At 58.8% G+C, this 14,086-nt stretch carries 15 protein-coding genes and 1 riboswitch; of the genes, 9 read left to right on the top strand and 6 right to left on the bottom strand.

What is annotated here, in order from left to right:
* Positions 1-324 precede the first annotated feature (324 nt).
* Both purH and purD read left to right on the top strand, forming a co-directional pair.
* Positions 325-1,914: a bifunctional phosphoribosylaminoimidazolecarboxamide formyltransferase/IMP cyclohydrolase gene (gene purH, locus IM303_RS21835; RefSeq protein WP_028015111.1), complete on the top strand. Its 1,590-nt coding sequence runs from the start codon at positions 325-327 to the stop codon at positions 1,912-1,914.
* A 15-nt stretch (positions 1,915-1,929) separates the two neighbouring features.
* Positions 1,930-3,222: a phosphoribosylamine--glycine ligase gene (gene purD, locus IM303_RS21830; RefSeq protein ID WP_048999979.1), complete on the top strand. Its 1,293-nt coding sequence runs from the start codon at positions 1,930-1,932 to the stop codon at positions 3,220-3,222.
* Between the two features lie 46 nt (positions 3,223-3,268).
* On the opposite strand, the gene IM303_RS21825 is transcribed toward purD, so the two are convergent.
* From IM303_RS21825 to nudC, 6 genes are all read right to left on the bottom strand, one after another.
* Positions 3,269-3,961: a DUF1481 domain-containing protein gene (locus IM303_RS21825; protein WP_048999978.1), complete on the bottom strand. Its 693-nt coding sequence runs from the start codon at positions 3,959-3,961 to the stop codon at positions 3,269-3,271.
* Between the two features lie 11 nt (positions 3,962-3,972).
* A complete protein-coding gene (hupA, locus tag IM303_RS21820; RefSeq protein WP_002445246.1) occupies positions 3,973-4,245 on the bottom strand; it encodes a nucleoid-associated protein HU-alpha in 273 nt (90 codons plus the stop codon).
* Between the two features lie 186 nt (positions 4,246-4,431).
* Complete coding sequence (locus IM303_RS21815; protein ID WP_022646712.1) at positions 4,432-5,022, bottom strand: YjaG family protein; 591 nt, start codon at positions 5,020-5,022, stop codon at positions 4,432-4,434.
* Between the two features lie 41 nt (positions 5,023-5,063).
* Positions 5,064-5,735, bottom strand: a complete 672-nt coding sequence (gene nfi / locus IM303_RS21810) for a deoxyribonuclease V (RefSeq protein WP_048999976.1) — start codon at positions 5,733-5,735, stop codon at positions 5,064-5,066.
* Between the two features lie 9 nt (positions 5,736-5,744).
* The gene (gene hemE / locus IM303_RS21805; RefSeq protein ID WP_010425930.1) at positions 5,745-6,809 is read right to left on the bottom strand and encodes a uroporphyrinogen decarboxylase; all 1,065 of its coding nucleotides are present in this window, start codon (positions 6,807-6,809) and stop codon (positions 5,745-5,747) included.
* Between the two features lie 38 nt (positions 6,810-6,847).
* Positions 6,848-7,621 (bottom strand): NAD(+) diphosphatase, encoded by a 774-nt coding sequence (gene nudC, locus IM303_RS21800; RefSeq protein ID WP_045630297.1) that lies wholly within the window; start codon positions 7,619-7,621, stop codon positions 6,848-6,850.
* A 95-nt stretch (positions 7,622-7,716) separates the two neighbouring features.
* Here nudC and IM303_RS21795 point away from each other — a divergent pair, with 95 nt between their 5' ends.
* From IM303_RS21795 to thiH, 7 genes are all read left to right on the top strand, one after another.
* On the top strand, positions 7,717-8,214 hold the full coding sequence (locus tag IM303_RS21795; protein ID WP_028015105.1) for an Rsd/AlgQ family anti-sigma factor: 498 nt from the start codon (positions 7,717-7,719) through the stop codon (positions 8,212-8,214).
* 54 nt (positions 8,215-8,268) lie between these two features.
* Positions 8,269-8,378, top strand: a riboswitch (TPP riboswitch).
* A gap of 79 nt (positions 8,379-8,457) precedes the next feature.
* Positions 8,458-10,353, top strand: coding sequence for a phosphomethylpyrimidine synthase ThiC (gene thiC, locus IM303_RS21790; protein ID WP_041911590.1), 1,896 nt, complete (start codon positions 8,458-8,460; stop codon positions 10,351-10,353).
* Positions 10,353-10,988 carry a thiamine phosphate synthase gene (gene thiE / locus IM303_RS21785; RefSeq protein WP_150145492.1) on the top strand — a complete coding sequence of 212 codons (636 nt, stop codon included), beginning with the start codon at positions 10,353-10,355 and terminating at the stop codon, positions 10,986-10,988. The genes thiC and thiE overlap by 1 nt, the downstream gene beginning before the upstream one ends.
* Positions 10,981-11,736 carry a HesA/MoeB/ThiF family protein gene (locus IM303_RS21780; protein WP_193360249.1) on the top strand — a complete coding sequence of 252 codons (756 nt, stop codon included), beginning with the start codon at positions 10,981-10,983 and terminating at the stop codon, positions 11,734-11,736. Before thiE ends, IM303_RS21780 begins: the two co-directional genes overlap by 8 nt.
* Positions 11,720-11,920 carry a sulfur carrier protein ThiS gene (thiS, locus tag IM303_RS21775; RefSeq protein ID WP_028015101.1) on the top strand — a complete coding sequence of 67 codons (201 nt, stop codon included), beginning with the start codon at positions 11,720-11,722 and terminating at the stop codon, positions 11,918-11,920. Before IM303_RS21780 ends, thiS begins: the two co-directional genes overlap by 17 nt.
* A gap of 1 nt (position 11,921) precedes the next feature.
* The gene (gene thiG / locus IM303_RS21770; RefSeq protein ID WP_193360248.1) at positions 11,922-12,692 is read left to right on the top strand and encodes a thiazole synthase; all 771 of its coding nucleotides are present in this window, start codon (positions 11,922-11,924) and stop codon (positions 12,690-12,692) included.
* A complete protein-coding gene (gene thiH / locus IM303_RS21765; RefSeq protein ID WP_048999971.1) occupies positions 12,689-13,816 on the top strand; it encodes a 2-iminoacetate synthase ThiH in 1,128 nt (375 codons plus the stop codon). Before thiG ends, thiH begins: the two co-directional genes overlap by 4 nt.
* Positions 13,817-14,086: the final 270 nt, after the last annotated feature.

Raw genomic sequence — 14,086 nt, 5'->3', positions numbered from 1 at the left:
TCAACCGACCGGGTTAACTGTGAAGTGATTCACATCCGCCGTGTCGATGGAGGCGCATTATAGGGAGTTCTCCGCGGGCCGCAACCGCTAAATGACAGAAAAATGACTGACTGCTGCATTCCCCAGCAAAACCCCGCCTTATACCCTTTTACACACAGGTTATCCACAGCGCTTCGAAAAAGTGAAAATATGCGAGCGTTGCGCAAACGTTTTCGTTAAAATGCTCGCGCTTAACAAGGAGGCCTCGTCAGGTGTGTTAGATGAGTTTTTCGCTGGAAAATTCATCTAACGCTCTCTGTAATCGTGAAATCCAGGGGATTTACCATGCAACAACGTCGTCCAGTCCGCCGCGCTCTGCTCAGTGTTTCTGATAAAGCCGGTATCGTCGAATTCGCTCAGGCACTTTCCGCACGTGGTGTAGAGCTGCTTTCTACAGGCGGTACCGCTCGCCTGTTAGCAGATAAAGGTCTGCCGGTAACCGAAGTGTCCGACTACACCGGTTTCCCGGAAATGATGGATGGACGCGTCAAAACCCTGCATCCGAAAGTGCACGGCGGCATTCTGGGCCGTCGCGGTCAGGACGACGGCATTATGGAACAGCATGATATCGCGCCTATCGATATGGTTGTTGTTAACCTCTACCCGTTTGCCCAGACCGTCGCCCGCGAAGGCTGCTCTCTGGAAGATGCGGTTGAGAATATTGATATCGGCGGTCCAACCATGGTGCGCTCCGCGGCGAAGAACCATAAAGATGTGGCCATCGTGGTGAAGAGCAGCGACTACAGCGCCATTATTAATGAGATGGATGCTAACGACGGCTCCCTCACTCTCGAAACCCGCTTCGACCTTGCGATTAAGGCGTTCGAACACACCGCCGCGTACGACAGCATGATTGCCAACTACTTCGGTAGCCTGGTTCCTGCCTACCACGGTGAAAGCAAAGATCCTTCTGGCCGCTTCCCGCGCACCCTGAACCTGAACTTCATTAAGAAGCAGGATATGCGTTACGGTGAGAACAGCCACCAGCAGGCTGCCTTCTATATAGAAGAAGAGGTCAAGGAAGCCTCCGTTGCGACCGCACAGCAGGTTCAGGGCAAAGCCCTTTCCTATAACAACATTGCCGACACCGACGCCGCACTGGAATGCGTGAAAGAGTTCAGCGAGCCGGCCTGCGTTATCGTCAAGCACGCCAACCCGTGCGGCGTTGCGGTAAGCACCTCTATTCTGGATGCCTACGATCGCGCCTACAAAACCGACCCGACCTCCGCATTCGGCGGCATTATTGCCTTCAACCGCGAGCTGGATGCCGAGACCGCGCAGGCCATTATCTCCCGCCAGTTTGTCGAAGTGATCATCGCGCCGTCCGCGTCCGAAGAAGCGCTGAAAATCACCTCGGCGAAACAGAACGTGCGCGTACTGGTTTGCGGCCAGTGGGCGGAGCGCGTGCCGGGCCTGGACTTCAAGCGCGTGAACGGCGGTCTGCTGGTTCAGGATCGCGATTTGGGTATGGTGACAGAAGCCGACCTGCGCGTGGTGACCAAACGTCAGCCAACCGAACAGGAACTGCGTGACGCGCTGTTCTGCTGGAAAGTGGCGAAGTTCGTGAAATCCAACGCCATCGTCTATGCCAAAGAGAACATGACCATCGGGATAGGCGCAGGCCAGATGAGCCGCGTTTACTCTGCGAAAATTGCCGGTATCAAAGCAGGTGACGAAGGCCTGGAAGTGAAAGGCTCCGCCATGGCCTCTGACGCCTTCTTCCCGTTCCGTGACGGTATCGATGCTGCGGCTGCGGTGGGCATCACCTGTGTGATCCAGCCTGGCGGCTCTATCCGCGACGACGAGGTGATTGCCGCTGCCGACGAACACGGCATCGCAATGATCTTCACCGACATGCGCCACTTCCGCCATTAATTCCCGGAGCAGAAAATGAAAGTATTAGTGATTGGTAACGGCGGGCGCGAGCACGCTCTGGCGTGGAAAGCGGCGCAGTCTCCGCAGGTTAAAACCGTCTTCGTGGCACCGGGTAACGCCGGTACCGCACTGGAACCCGCGCTGCAGAACGTGGCTATCGGCGTGACCGATATCCCGGCGCTGCTGAGCTTTGCCCAGACCGAGAACATCGATCTGACCATCGTCGGCCCGGAAGCGCCGCTGGTAATTGGCGTGGTTGACGCCTTCCGCGCTGCGGGCCTGAAAATCTTCGGCCCAACGGAAGGTGCCGCACAGCTGGAAGGCTCCAAAGCCTTCACCAAAGATTTCCTTGCGCGTCATAACATCCCGACGGCGGAATATCAGAACTTCACCGAAGTGGAGCCTGCTCTGGCCTGGTTACGTGAAAAAGGCGCGCCGATTGTCATCAAAGCCGACGGTCTGGCCGCCGGGAAAGGCGTTATCGTGGCGATGACGCTCGAAGAAGCCGAAGCGGCCGTTCAGGATATGCTGGCAGGCAACGCTTTTGGCGACGCGGGCCACCGAATCGTGATCGAAGAGTTCCTCGACGGCGAAGAGGCGAGCTTTATCGTGATGGTCGACGGCGAGCACGTTCTGCCGATGGCCACCAGCCAGGATCACAAGCGCGTTGGCAATGGCGATACCGGCCCCAACACCGGCGGGATGGGCGCTTACTCCCCTGCTCCCGTTGTTACCGATGAGGTGCATCAGCGCACCATGGACCGCATCATCTGGCCTACCGTGAAGGGCATGGCGGCGGAAGGCAATACCTACACCGGTTTCCTCTACGCGGGCCTGATGATTGACAAGCAGGGTAACCCGAAGGTGATTGAATTCAACTGCCGCTTCGGCGATCCGGAAACCCAGCCCATCATGCTGCGCATGAAATCCGACCTGGTGGATCTGTGTCTGGCGGCCTGCGAAGGCAAGCTGGACGAGAAAACCTCAGAGTGGGACGAGCGTGCGTCTCTGGGCGTGGTGATTGCTGCGGGTGGCTATCCGGGGAACTACAGCACCGGAGATGAGATCCACGGCCTGCCGCTGGAAGAGATTGACGGCGCGAAGGTGTTCCACGCCGGTACGAAGCTGGCTGACGATGACCGCGTGCTCACCAACGGCGGCCGCGTGCTGTGTGCGACCGCGCTGGGCCAGACCGTGGCAGAAGCGCAGAAACGCGCCTATGCGCTGATGGCGGATATTCACTGGAACGGCAGCTTCAGCCGTCAGGATATCGGTTATCGTGCTATTGCGCGGGAGCGGGGGGAGTAATTTCCCCTCACCCTAACCCTCTCCCTCAAGGGAGAGGGAACTTAAATCAAAAACTTTTCTCTGTCGGCTGCCAGGTGCAGAAGTCTTCGTTCGCCACCAGCAGCAGCTGAGAGCCTTCCGGCGCCTCAAGCCACGCCACGCTCACTTCCATAGACGAATGCCGCTGACGGCGCTGAATGTGTTCGGTTGCCCAGGATTCAAGCTCAGGCTTTACGGTCTGCCCTTCGCAGGTGGTCACCGTGCCATCGGCATGCCAGCGCCCCTGGCGCAGTACCACGCGGCCCTGACGCAGCGCGTCGCTGGTCTGACGGAGCTGTTCGGCGCGGTAGCGGTAAAGGGCGACCTGATCGCTGGAAAGCTGCTGTTTCAATCCGCTAACTTCATGCTGCATAAAGCTCAGCTCGCCGTGGTCGTCGAAACGCACCTTCACGTGTTCTGGGGTCTTGCTGTAGATGTTCAGTTCAATCAGCGACAGCGCATCGCCCTGCCAGCGGTACTCTGCGGTCGAGGTGTTGCCGTTATGCCACGGGCTGAACGCGGTAAGCATATGGACTTCATCGCTGGAATCTTTGCGCCAGATCCTGACCGCGCCCTGGTTGTCAGCGTAGCCGCTGGCGGTAAACGGGGGGAGTGAGGAGTCATGGCTACAGGCAGACAGCAACAGTATGCCTGCCAGCGCGAGCGTGCCACGCCAGAATGACAAAAGGGGCGTTGCCGCCCCTTCGTTAAAACTGTTCACTGCCACGCGTCTTACTTAACTGCGTCTTTCAGTGCTTTACCAGAAACAAATGCCGGCACGTTAGCTGCGGCGATTTTGATTTCTTTACCGGTCTGCGGGTTGCGGCCAGTACGCTCAGCGCGGTGGTTCACTTTGAAGGTACCGAAACCAACCAGTTGTACAGCATCGCCTTCTTTCAGAGACTCAGTAATAGCAGCCAGGGTAGATTCCAGAGCAGCTTTAGCCTGCACTTTAGACAGATCAGCCTTGTCCGCAATTACATCAATCAGTTGAGTCTTGTTCATAAGTTATCCTTTCAATGTGTTTATCGCTTGCTAAGCATCGAGTGCGACGAAAATGCCAAAAAAGCACTCTCCTGCATACACGCACCGATAGCCACTTTTTTTCGCCCCCCAAATGTAGACCAGACGGGGGGCAGAAGGGAAGAGTCGAGGTGCGACAAAACAGGCGTTAAATCACGTTTTGTTGTCTCATTGGTTAAAAATTATACCAATATTGCTCTCACCGGCCTCACGCAGGTCCGCGCGCAGCCCTTTGATCAGCTCAATATCACGCTCTTCACACTCTGCCAGCAGGCGGAAAATCTCCCACTGAATGTCCCATTCCTGTTCAACCGCCGGGTTAGCACGCAGCTCTTCGTCGGTCATTTCGCGGCCTTCCTGCGTCATTTCCAGCATCGCGACGGTCGTGATGGATGCCTTACTGACTTCAATGGCGTGCTCCAGCGTTTCACCGCTCAGACGGGAGTGGATCAGCTCGCTCAACGCCACGCAGGCGTCGATAGCCGGATAAACGCCGTACAGGTCGTAATCGTCCGCCGCCGGGATCGCCTCTTCCAGCTTTTCGAGCTGTGAATCGAAGTTCACCTTTGCGTCTTTCACCGTCAGCGTCTCCCAGATCAAATCCAGGATACGTCGATAAATCTGGCCTTCGCCAAACTCCGTTTGCTTACAGAACGCGGCATAGTTGGGATACATGCGCTCGCACAGGCAAGCCATAAACGTCACGTGCTGCCAGCTTTCCAGCTTCTCAAGGCGCAGATGAATCGGGTTTTGTAACATGATGATGTCTCGAATCGAAAATTAGCCGCAGTTTACCTGAATCACGGCTGAATTTCCTGCCAACGAATGAATGCCGGACGTGAAGAGGCAACGGCGTCAGCCCAGCGGGTTGGCTCCGGTAACCGGTAGCCCTTCATGCAGCGCTGCACCCACGCCAGCGCGCTGTCCATGCTCACCCGATGCCCGGTGGCGATAAACAGCGGATTACAGCGCGCTTTACTGCGCCAGACCCACGCCAGCTGCTCGCCTTTATGGATAAGCGGCGCCAGCGCGCCCGGTTCGGCAGAAAGCGGCTCAAACGCGCCGCACAGGCGTTTTTTCGCCACGCCGATGGTTGGCACGTCCACCAGCAGACCAAAGTGGCTGGCGACGCCTAAGCGACGCGGATGGGAGATACCGTGCCCGTCAACAAACAGGAGGTCAGGTTTTTGCGAGAGTTGCTCCCACGCGGCCAGCAGCGCGGGATATTCGCGGAAGGAGAGAAAGCCGGGAATATAGGGCATGGTGGTGGCGATACGCGCCACCTTGTACTCCATCAGCTCCAGCGACGGGTATTTCAGCACCACCATCGCCGCCCGCGTCACTTCACCGCCCTGCTCGAACCCGACATCCGCCCCGCCAATGTACTGCGGGGGATCCTTATCCAGACGATCCTCGCGGATCACCGATGAAGCCAGTTCGATTTGCTGAGCGCGTAGCGACGCGAGATCCATAACCACTCCTTACTTGTGATACTGGGCAGAAAGCCGATGCACCGCCTCCACAAATACGCCTGCGTGTTCAGGCGGCACATCCTGATGAATGCCGTGGCCGAGGTTAAAGACGTGGCCTTCACCCTGGCCGAAACCAGACAGTATAGTCGACACTTCCTCTTCGATGCGGGCAGGCTGAGCATAGAGCATGGACGGGTCCATGTTGCCCTGCAGCGCCACTTTGTCACCCACGCGGCGGCGGGCATCGGCAATATCGGTGGTCCAGTCGAGGCCCAGCGCGTCGCAGCCGGTTGCCGCCATCGCTTCCAGCCACTGGCCGCCACCTTTGGTGAACAGCGTCACCGGCACGCGGCGACCTTCGTTTTCACGCAGCAGGCCGTCAACGATTTTGTGCATGTAGTACAGGGAGAACTGCTGATAATCACGTCCGGTCAGCACGCCGCCCCAGGTGTCGAAAATCATCACCGACTGCGCACCCGCTTTAATCTGCGCGTTGAGGTAGAGCGTAACGCTCTTCGCCAGCTTGTCGAGCAGCGCATGCAGCGCCAGCGGTTCGGCGTACATCATCTTTTTAATCATGGTGAAGGCTTTGCTGCTGCCGCCTTCAACCATGTAGGTGGCCAGCGTCCACGGGCTGCCAGAGAAGCCAATCAGCGGCACTTCGCCCTTCAGCTCGCGGCGAATGGTGCGCACGGCGTTCATCACGTAGCCCAGTTCGCCTTCCGGATCGGGGATCGGCAGCTTATCGACGTCGGCTTTGCTTTTGATCGGCGAGGTAAAGCGCGGGCCCTCGCCGGTTTCGAAATAGAGCCCCAGGCCCATCGCGTCCGGAATGGTAAGAATGTCCGAAAAGAGAATGGCGGCATCCAGCGGGAAGCGGCGCAGCGGCTGGAGCGTCACCTCACAGGCCAGCTCGGCGTTTTTGCACAGCGACATAAAATCGCCCGCCTGCGCGCGCGTGGCTTTGTACTCTGGCAGATAGCGTCCCGCCTGGCGCATCATCCACACCGGGGTGACATCAACGGGCTGGCGCAGCAGCGCACGCAGATAACGATCGTTCTTCAGTTCGGTCATTTTGCAGTTCCTTATTGCGTCAGTCCGTCAGTGTAACACTACTCATACTCGGCCCGACACATTGCCACGGTATCTTCTATCAGGCGACGCGCCACCGTTCCCGGAGGGGGTAACAGCGGTAAATTGTCGTAGCGGTACCAGTTCGCCTCCAGCAGCTCTTTCTGGTCGATAACAATCTCGCCGCTGTCATATTCCGCCATAAACGCGGTCATCAGAGACATTGGGAACGGCCACGGCTGGGAGGTCACGTAGCGCAGGTTCTTCACCTTGATGCTGCTCTCCTCCATCACCTCGCGCGCCACCGCCTGCTCCAGCGTTTCGCCTACTTCCACGAACCCGGCGAGGACGGTATGAATGCCGTTGCGATGACGGGTATGTTGCGCCAGCAGGATGGAATCATCACGGCGGATGGCAACGATGATGCACGGCGCGATTTGCGGGTAGTAGCGTTCACGGCAGTGGCCGCAGAGCAGCGCCCATTCGGTTTTGCTTGGGTGCATGGTGTGGCCGCAGTAACCGCAATATTTGTGCGAACGGTAAAACTCCGCCAGCTGCACGCCGCGCCCCGCCAGCTGGAACAGGCCGACGTCAAGATCTAACACCTGACGTACGGATCCCATATCCTGACGGCGCGCCTGTTGGATCAACCACACGGGATCGCCCTGCCATTCGCCAATCTTCAGCGCGGGCTGGCCCACCAGATCGAACGTTTCCGCGGCACCGTAGGGCAACTCTCCTGAGGGCAGCCATAATTTTTGTTCGTGGCTGACGATCCACCAACCCAGATCTGATTTTTCAATAATACGATCCATATCTATTGCACTACCTTCGCTTCACTGACATGTTGTTAGCATTGTGGTTACATTTTGGATAAGCAGATCCCATTCTAAACCTTATGGAGTCGACCATGTTAAACCAGCTGGAAAGCCTGACTGAGCGCGTTGGAGGAAGTAACACCCTGGTGGATCGCTGGCTACATGTGCGCAAGCATCTCCTTGTGGCGTATTACAATCTGGTCGGTCTTAAGCCTGGCAAAGAATCCTTTATGCGGCTGAACGAAAAAGCGCTGGATGATTTTTGTCAGAGCCTTGTCGACTACCTGTCCGACGGCCATTTCAACATTTATGAACGCATTATCCGCGAAATGGAAGGGACAACGCCGTATTTAGCGGCCAGCAAACTCTGTCCGCAGCTGGAAGCCAATACCCAGCAGATCATGGACTATTACGATTCCACGCTCGAGAACGCCATCGATCACGATAACTATCTTGAGTTCCAGCAGGCGCTTTCGGACCTGGGCGAAGCGCTGGAAGAGCGATTCACGCTGGAAGATAAGCTCATCGCCCTCGTACTGGATAACAACCTGAATATCAGCAGCAGCGATAACGTTGCGCGCCCTGCTTGAGTTCTTAACCGTTAACGAGTAATTTACAACCAGTCGCCCCTCTGCGGAGGGGGATTTTTCTTGTCGGAGTGCCCAGTGTGTAAGCACGGGCTGAGACCGTTAATTCGGGATCCGCGGAACCTGATCAGGTTAATACCTGCGAAGGGAACAAGAGTCACGCTGCTGTTGTATCGCCCCTGGGGCGATCTCCTCTTGCTTCATCCGTCGTCTGACAAGCCATGTCCTTCACTTCTGGAATGAGCTATGTCTACAACAAAACTGACCCGCCGCGAACAGCGTGCACAGGCCCAACACTTCATCGACACCCTGGAAGGCACCGCTTTCCCGAACTCGAAACGCATCTACATCACCGGTTCACAGGCCGATATCCGCGTCCCGATGCGCGAAATCCAGCTCAGCCCGACGCTTATCGGCGGCAGCAAAGAGAACCCCCAGTATGAAGACAACGAAGCCGTGCCGGTATACGACACCTCCGGCCCGTACGGCGATCCTGATGTTGCTATCAACGTCCAGCAAGGTCTGGCAAAGCTGCGCCAGCCGTGGATTGAGGCGCGTAACGACTGCGAAGAACTGAGCGTACGCAGTTCTGCGTACACCAAAGAACGCCTGGCCGACGACGGCCTGGACGAGCTGCGCTTTACCGGCCTGCTGACGCCAAAACGCGCCAGAGCGGGCAAGTGCGTAACCCAGCTGCACTACGCGCGCCAGGGTATCGTCACGCCGGAGATGGAGTTCATCGCCATTCGCGAAAACATGGGCCGCGAGCGCATCCGCAGCGAAATATTGCGCCACCAGCATCCGGGTGAAGGCTTTGGCGCTCGCCTGCCGGAGAACATCACGCCGGAGTTTGTGCGTGACGAAGTGGCCGCCGGGCGCGCGATTATCCCCGCCAACATCAACCACCCGGAATCGGAGCCGATGATTATCGGCCGCAACTTCCTGGTGAAGGTCAACGCCAACATCGGCAACTCTGCCGTCACCTCGTCCATCGAAGAAGAGGTGGAAAAGCTGGTCTGGTCCACGCGCTGGGGCGCGGACACGGTGATGGACCTCTCCACTGGCCGTTACATCCACGAAACCCGCGAGTGGATCCTGCGTAACAGCCCGGTGCCGATTGGTACCGTCCCGATTTACCAGGCGCTGGAGAAGGTCAACGGCATTGCTGAAAACCTCACCTGGGAAGCGTTCCGCGACACGCTGCTGGAGCAGGCGGAACAGGGCGTGGACTACTTCACCATCCACGCGGGCGTGCTGCTGCGCTACGTACCGATGACGGCGAAACGTCTGACCGGCATCGTCTCGCGGGGTGGCTCCATCATGGCGAAGTGGTGCCTGTCCCATCATCAGGAAAACTTCCTCTACGAGCACTTCCGCGAGATCTGCGAAATCTGCGCCGCGTACGACGTCTCCCTGTCACTGGGCGACGGCCTGCGTCCGGGCTCCATCCGCGATGCCAACGACGAAGCGCAGTTTGCCGAGCTGCACACCCTGGGCGAGCTGACCAAAATCGCCTGGGAGTATGACGTGCAGGTGATGATTGAAGGCCCGGGCCACGTGCCGATGCAGATGATACGCCGCAACATGACCGAGGAGCTGGAGCACTGCCACGAAGCGCCGTTCTACACCCTGGGGCCGTTGACCACAGATATCGCACCGGGCTACGACCACTTCACCTCCGGGATTGGCGCGGCGATGATCGGCTGGTTTGGCTGCGCCATGCTCTGCTACGTGACGCCGAAAGAGCACCTCGGCCTGCCCAACAAAGAGGACGTAAAGCAGGGACTGATTACCTATAAGATTGCCGCTCACGCGGCGGATCTGGCGAAAGGCCACCCGGGCGCGCAAATCCGCGATAACGCCATGTCCAAAGCGCGCTTTGAATTCCGCTGGGAAGACCAGTTTAACCTGGCGCTGGATCCGTTTACCGCCCGCGCCTATCACGACGAGACCCTGCCGCAGGAGTCGGGCAAGGTGGCGCACTTCTGCTCCATGTGCGGGCCAAAATTCTGCTCGATGAAAATCAGCCAGGAGGTGCGGGATTACGCCGCCGCGCAGACCATTGAAGTCGGTATGGCGGACATGTCGGAAACCTTCCGCGCCAGAGGCGGCGAAATTTACCTCAAAAAAGAGGAGGCGTAATGTACAAGCCCGATTTCCCCTCCGTGCCCTTTCGCTTAGGGCTTTACCCGGTGGTGGACAGCGTGGAGTGGATCGCCCGCCTGCTGGAGGCCGGCGTTCGCACCCTCCAGCTGCGCATCAAAGATAAGCGTGATGAAGAGGTGGAGGCCGACGTCGTCGCCGCCATCGCGCTGGGGCATCGCTACACTGCTCGCCTGTTTATCAACGACTACTGGCGGCTGGCCGTTAAGCACCGGGCGTACGGCGTGCATTTGGGCCAGGAGGATCTGGAAACCACCGATCTGAACGCCATTCGCCAGGCTGGCCTGCGCCTTGGCGTTTCAACACACGATGATATGGAAATCGACGTGGCGCTGGCGGCCCGCCCCTCCTACATCGCCCTCGGTCACGTTTTTCCGACGCAAACCAAGCAGATGCCTTCTGCCCCGCAGGGTCTGACGCAGCTGGCGAGCCACGTTAAGCGCCTTGCCGATTACCCGACCGTCGCCATCGGTGGAATCAGCCTTGAACGCGCCCCGGCGGTGCTGGAGACCGGCGTCGGCAGTATCGCCGTCGTCAGCGCTATCACCCAGGCGGCAGACTGGCGGTCCGCCACCGCGCAGCTTTTACAGCTGGCAGGAGCGGGCGATGAATGACCGCGATTTTATGCGCTACAGCCGCCAGATCCTGCTGGAGGATATCGCCATTGACGGGCAGCAAAAGCTGCTTGCCAGCCGGGTACTGATTATCGGCCTGGGCGGATTAGGCGCCCCCGCCGCGCTGTATCTGGCCGGTGCGGGCGTGGGCACGCTGGTGCTGGCCGATGACGACGAGGTGCACCTCAGCAACCTGCAACGGCAAATCCTCTTCACGACTGAAGATGTTAACCAGCCTAAAGCGCAGATCACCCGGCAGCGGCTTAACCAGCTTAATCCGGATATCGAACTGATTGCGCTCCAGACGCGGCTTAGCGGAGACGAGCTGCAACGTGAAGTTGCCCTTGCCGACGCGGTGCTGGACTGCACGGACAACATGGCGACGCGTCAGGCCATCAACGCGGCCTGTGTTGCACAGAACACGCCGCTGATCACCGCCAGCGCGGTCGGTTTCGGCGGGCAGATAATGGTACTTACGCCGCCGTGGGCGCAGGGCTGTTACCGCTGCCTGTGGCCGGACGAGGCTGAACCGGAGCGTAACTGCCGCACGGCAGGCATTCTTGGCCCGGTGGTGGGCGTGATGGGTACCCTTCAGGCACTGGAGGCTATCAAGCTGCTCAGCGGCATGGAGACGGAACGCAACACGCTCCGGCTGTTCGACGCCCGCTCCAGCGGCTGGCGCCATCTGGCACTACACCGCGCCAGCCACTGCCCGGTATGCGGAGGCCACGATGCGCATTCTGTTTAACGATGAGCCGATGACGTGCGACGACGGTCTCACCGTTGCCGCCCTGCTCGACAAATTGCGCCAGCTCAAGCCGGGAACGGCGCTGGCGCTCAATCAACAGATCCTGCCGCGCGAGCAGTGGGAACTTCAGCAGGTCAATGAAGGCGACCAGATCCTGCTGTTTCAGGTTATCGCAGGGGGCTGAGATGTTACGTATTGCTGATAAAGTCTTTGATTCACATCTGTTTACCGGAACCGGCAAATTCGCCTCGCCGCAGCTGATGGTGGATGCTATTCGTGAAAGTGGCAGCCAGCTGGTGACGCTGGCGATGAAGCGCGTGGATCTGCGCCAGCACAACGATGCCATACTTGCGCCGCTACTGGAGGCAGGCGTGACGCTGCTGCCCAACACCTCCGGCGCGAAAACGGCCGAGGAGGCGATTTTCGCCGCACAGCTGGCGCGGGAAGCGCTCGGCACCCGCTGGCTGAAGCTGGAAATTCACCCGGATGCCCGCTGGCTGCTGCCCGACCCCATCGAGACCCTGAAAGCCGCAGAAAAGCTGGTGCAGCAGGGGTTTACCGTTCTGCCTTACTGCGGCGCGGATCCCGTGCTGTGTAAGCGTCTGGAAGAGGTCGGCTGCGCCGCCGTCATGCCGCTGGGGGCGCCCATTGGCTCCAATCAGGGGCTGGAAACCCGCGCGATGCTGGAGATCATCATCGAGCAGGCGACCGTGCCGGTGGTGGTGGATGCGGGGATCGGCGTGCCCAGCCATGCCGCGCAGGCGCTGGAAATGGGTGCCGACGCGGTGCTGGTGAATACCGCCATTGCGGTGGCCGACGACCCGGTCATGATGGCGCGTGCGTTTCGTCTCGCCGTGGAGGCTGGCATACTGGCCAGAGAGTCCGGCCCCGGCTCGCGCAGTTTTCAGGCACAGGCCACCAGCCCGCTGACCGGCTTTCTGGAGGCGCTCTCATGAGCACGTTTACCGAGCGCTGGCGCGAGCTTAACTGGGACGATATTGCCCTGCGCATCAACAGCAAAACGGCGGCTGACGTGGAGCGCGCGCTGCACGCCCGTCAGCTGACCCGAGAGGATCTGATGGCCCTGCTCTCCCCGGCGGCCAGCGCCTACCTTGAACCGATGGCGCAGCGCGCCCAGCGCCTCACCCGGCAGCGGTTTGGCAACACGGTGAGCTTCTACGTCCCGCTCTATCTTTCGAACCTGTGCGCCAACGACTGTACCTACTGTGGTTTTTCCATGAGCAACCGCATCAGGCGTAAAACGCTTGATGAAGGTGAGATTGCCCGCGAGTGTGCGGCCATTCGTGAAATGGGTTTTGAGCATCTTCTTCTGGTCACGGGCGAGCATCAGGGAAAAGTGGGAATGGACTATTTCCGCCAGCATCTGCCTGCGATACGTCGGGAGTTTGCGTCGTTGCAGATGGAGGTTCAGCCCCTGTCGCAGGACGAGTATGCGGAGTTAAAAACGCTCGGGCTGGACGGCGTTATGGTCTATCAGGAAACCTACCACGAGACGACGTACGCGCGGCATCACCTGAAAGGGAAGAAGCAGGATTTTTTCTTCCGGCTGGAAACGCCGGACAGGCTGGGCCGCGCCGGGATCGACAAAATCGGGCTGGGTGCGCTAATTGGGCTTTCCGACAGCTGGCGGGTAGATTGCTACATGGTGGCAGAACATCTGCTGTGGCTGCAACAGCACTACTGGCAGACCCGATACTCCATCTCCTTCCCACGCCTGCGCCCCTGCGCAGGCGGCATTGAACCGGCTTCGCTGATGGATGAACGCCAGCTGGTGCAGACCATCTGCGCGTTTCGCCTGCTCGCCCCGGAAGTGGAGTTATCGCTCTCAACGCGTGAATCCCCGGCGTTTCGCGATCGCGTCATCCCGCTGGCGATTAACAACGTCAGCGCGTTTTCCAAAACGCAGCCGGGCGGGTATGCAGACGATCATCCGGAGCTGGAGCAGTTTGCACCGCATGACGGACGGCGTCCGGAAGCCGTTGCCGCCGCCCTGGCGGCACAGGGTTTACAGCCTGTCTGGAAAGACTGGGACAGCTGGCTGGGAAGAGCCTCGCAATGACGATGTAACGCACTGCAACACGGTAGAAAATTATCGAGGCGTTACGGAAAGGTAAAACCGGATGATTGTCAGCGCTCGTCCGGTTTTTTATTTTCATCAGGTCAGCAACGGACGCTGACCAGGGCGAAAAGCTTCTTCCTCGTTTCGCCCTGCCTCCGATTCCGTGCATAAGAGGGGCGCAAAAGTATGGATAAGGAATTTCTTAGTGATTCTTAAGATAAATCATCTCGCCTGAAATCGTGTTCCGTATAATTCACCGCTAACCGCAGG

The sequence above is a fragment of the Enterobacter cloacae complex sp. P38RS genome, from assembly GCF_014930775.1.
Lineage (GTDB): Bacteria > Pseudomonadota > Gammaproteobacteria > Enterobacterales > Enterobacteriaceae > Enterobacter > Enterobacter bugandensis.
The sequence above is the reverse complement of the archived record's forward strand: the minus strand, read 5'-3'. Positions and strand labels throughout refer to the sequence as shown.

Excerpts from the sequence above, each read along its gene's own strand:
- purH (WP_028015111.1), top strand. The coding sequence starts at position 325 with ATGCAACAACGTCGTCCAGTCCGCCGCGCTCTGCTCAGTGTTTCTGAT.
- thiE (WP_150145492.1), top strand. The coding sequence starts at position 10,353 with ATGTACAAGCCCGATTTCCCCTCCGTGCCCTTTCGCTTAGGGCTTTAC.
- nfi (WP_048999976.1), bottom strand. The coding sequence starts at position 5,735 with ATGGATCTCGCGTCGCTACGCGCTCAGCAAATCGAACTGGCTTCATCG.
- IM303_RS21815 (WP_022646712.1), bottom strand. The coding sequence starts at position 5,022 with ATGTTACAAAACCCGATTCATCTGCGCCTTGAGAAGCTGGAAAGCTGG.
- nudC (WP_045630297.1), bottom strand. The coding sequence starts at position 7,621 with ATGGATCGTATTATTGAAAAATCAGATCTGGGTTGGTGGATCGTCAGC.
- thiG (WP_193360248.1), top strand. The coding sequence starts at position 11,922 with ATGTTACGTATTGCTGATAAAGTCTTTGATTCACATCTGTTTACCGGA.
- thiS (WP_028015101.1), top strand. The coding sequence starts at position 11,720 with ATGCGCATTCTGTTTAACGATGAGCCGATGACGTGCGACGACGGTCTC.
- purD (WP_048999979.1), top strand. The coding sequence starts at position 1,930 with ATGAAAGTATTAGTGATTGGTAACGGCGGGCGCGAGCACGCTCTGGCG.
- thiH (WP_048999971.1), top strand. The coding sequence starts at position 12,689 with ATGAGCACGTTTACCGAGCGCTGGCGCGAGCTTAACTGGGACGATATT.
- hupA (WP_002445246.1), bottom strand. The coding sequence starts at position 4,245 with ATGAACAAGACTCAACTGATTGATGTAATTGCGGACAAGGCTGATCTG.
- IM303_RS21795 (WP_028015105.1), top strand. The coding sequence starts at position 7,717 with ATGTTAAACCAGCTGGAAAGCCTGACTGAGCGCGTTGGAGGAAGTAAC.
- thiC (WP_041911590.1), top strand. The coding sequence starts at position 8,458 with ATGTCTACAACAAAACTGACCCGCCGCGAACAGCGTGCACAGGCCCAA.
- IM303_RS21780 (WP_193360249.1), top strand. The coding sequence starts at position 10,981 with ATGAATGACCGCGATTTTATGCGCTACAGCCGCCAGATCCTGCTGGAG.
- hemE (WP_010425930.1), bottom strand. The coding sequence starts at position 6,809 with ATGACCGAACTGAAGAACGATCGTTATCTGCGTGCGCTGCTGCGCCAG.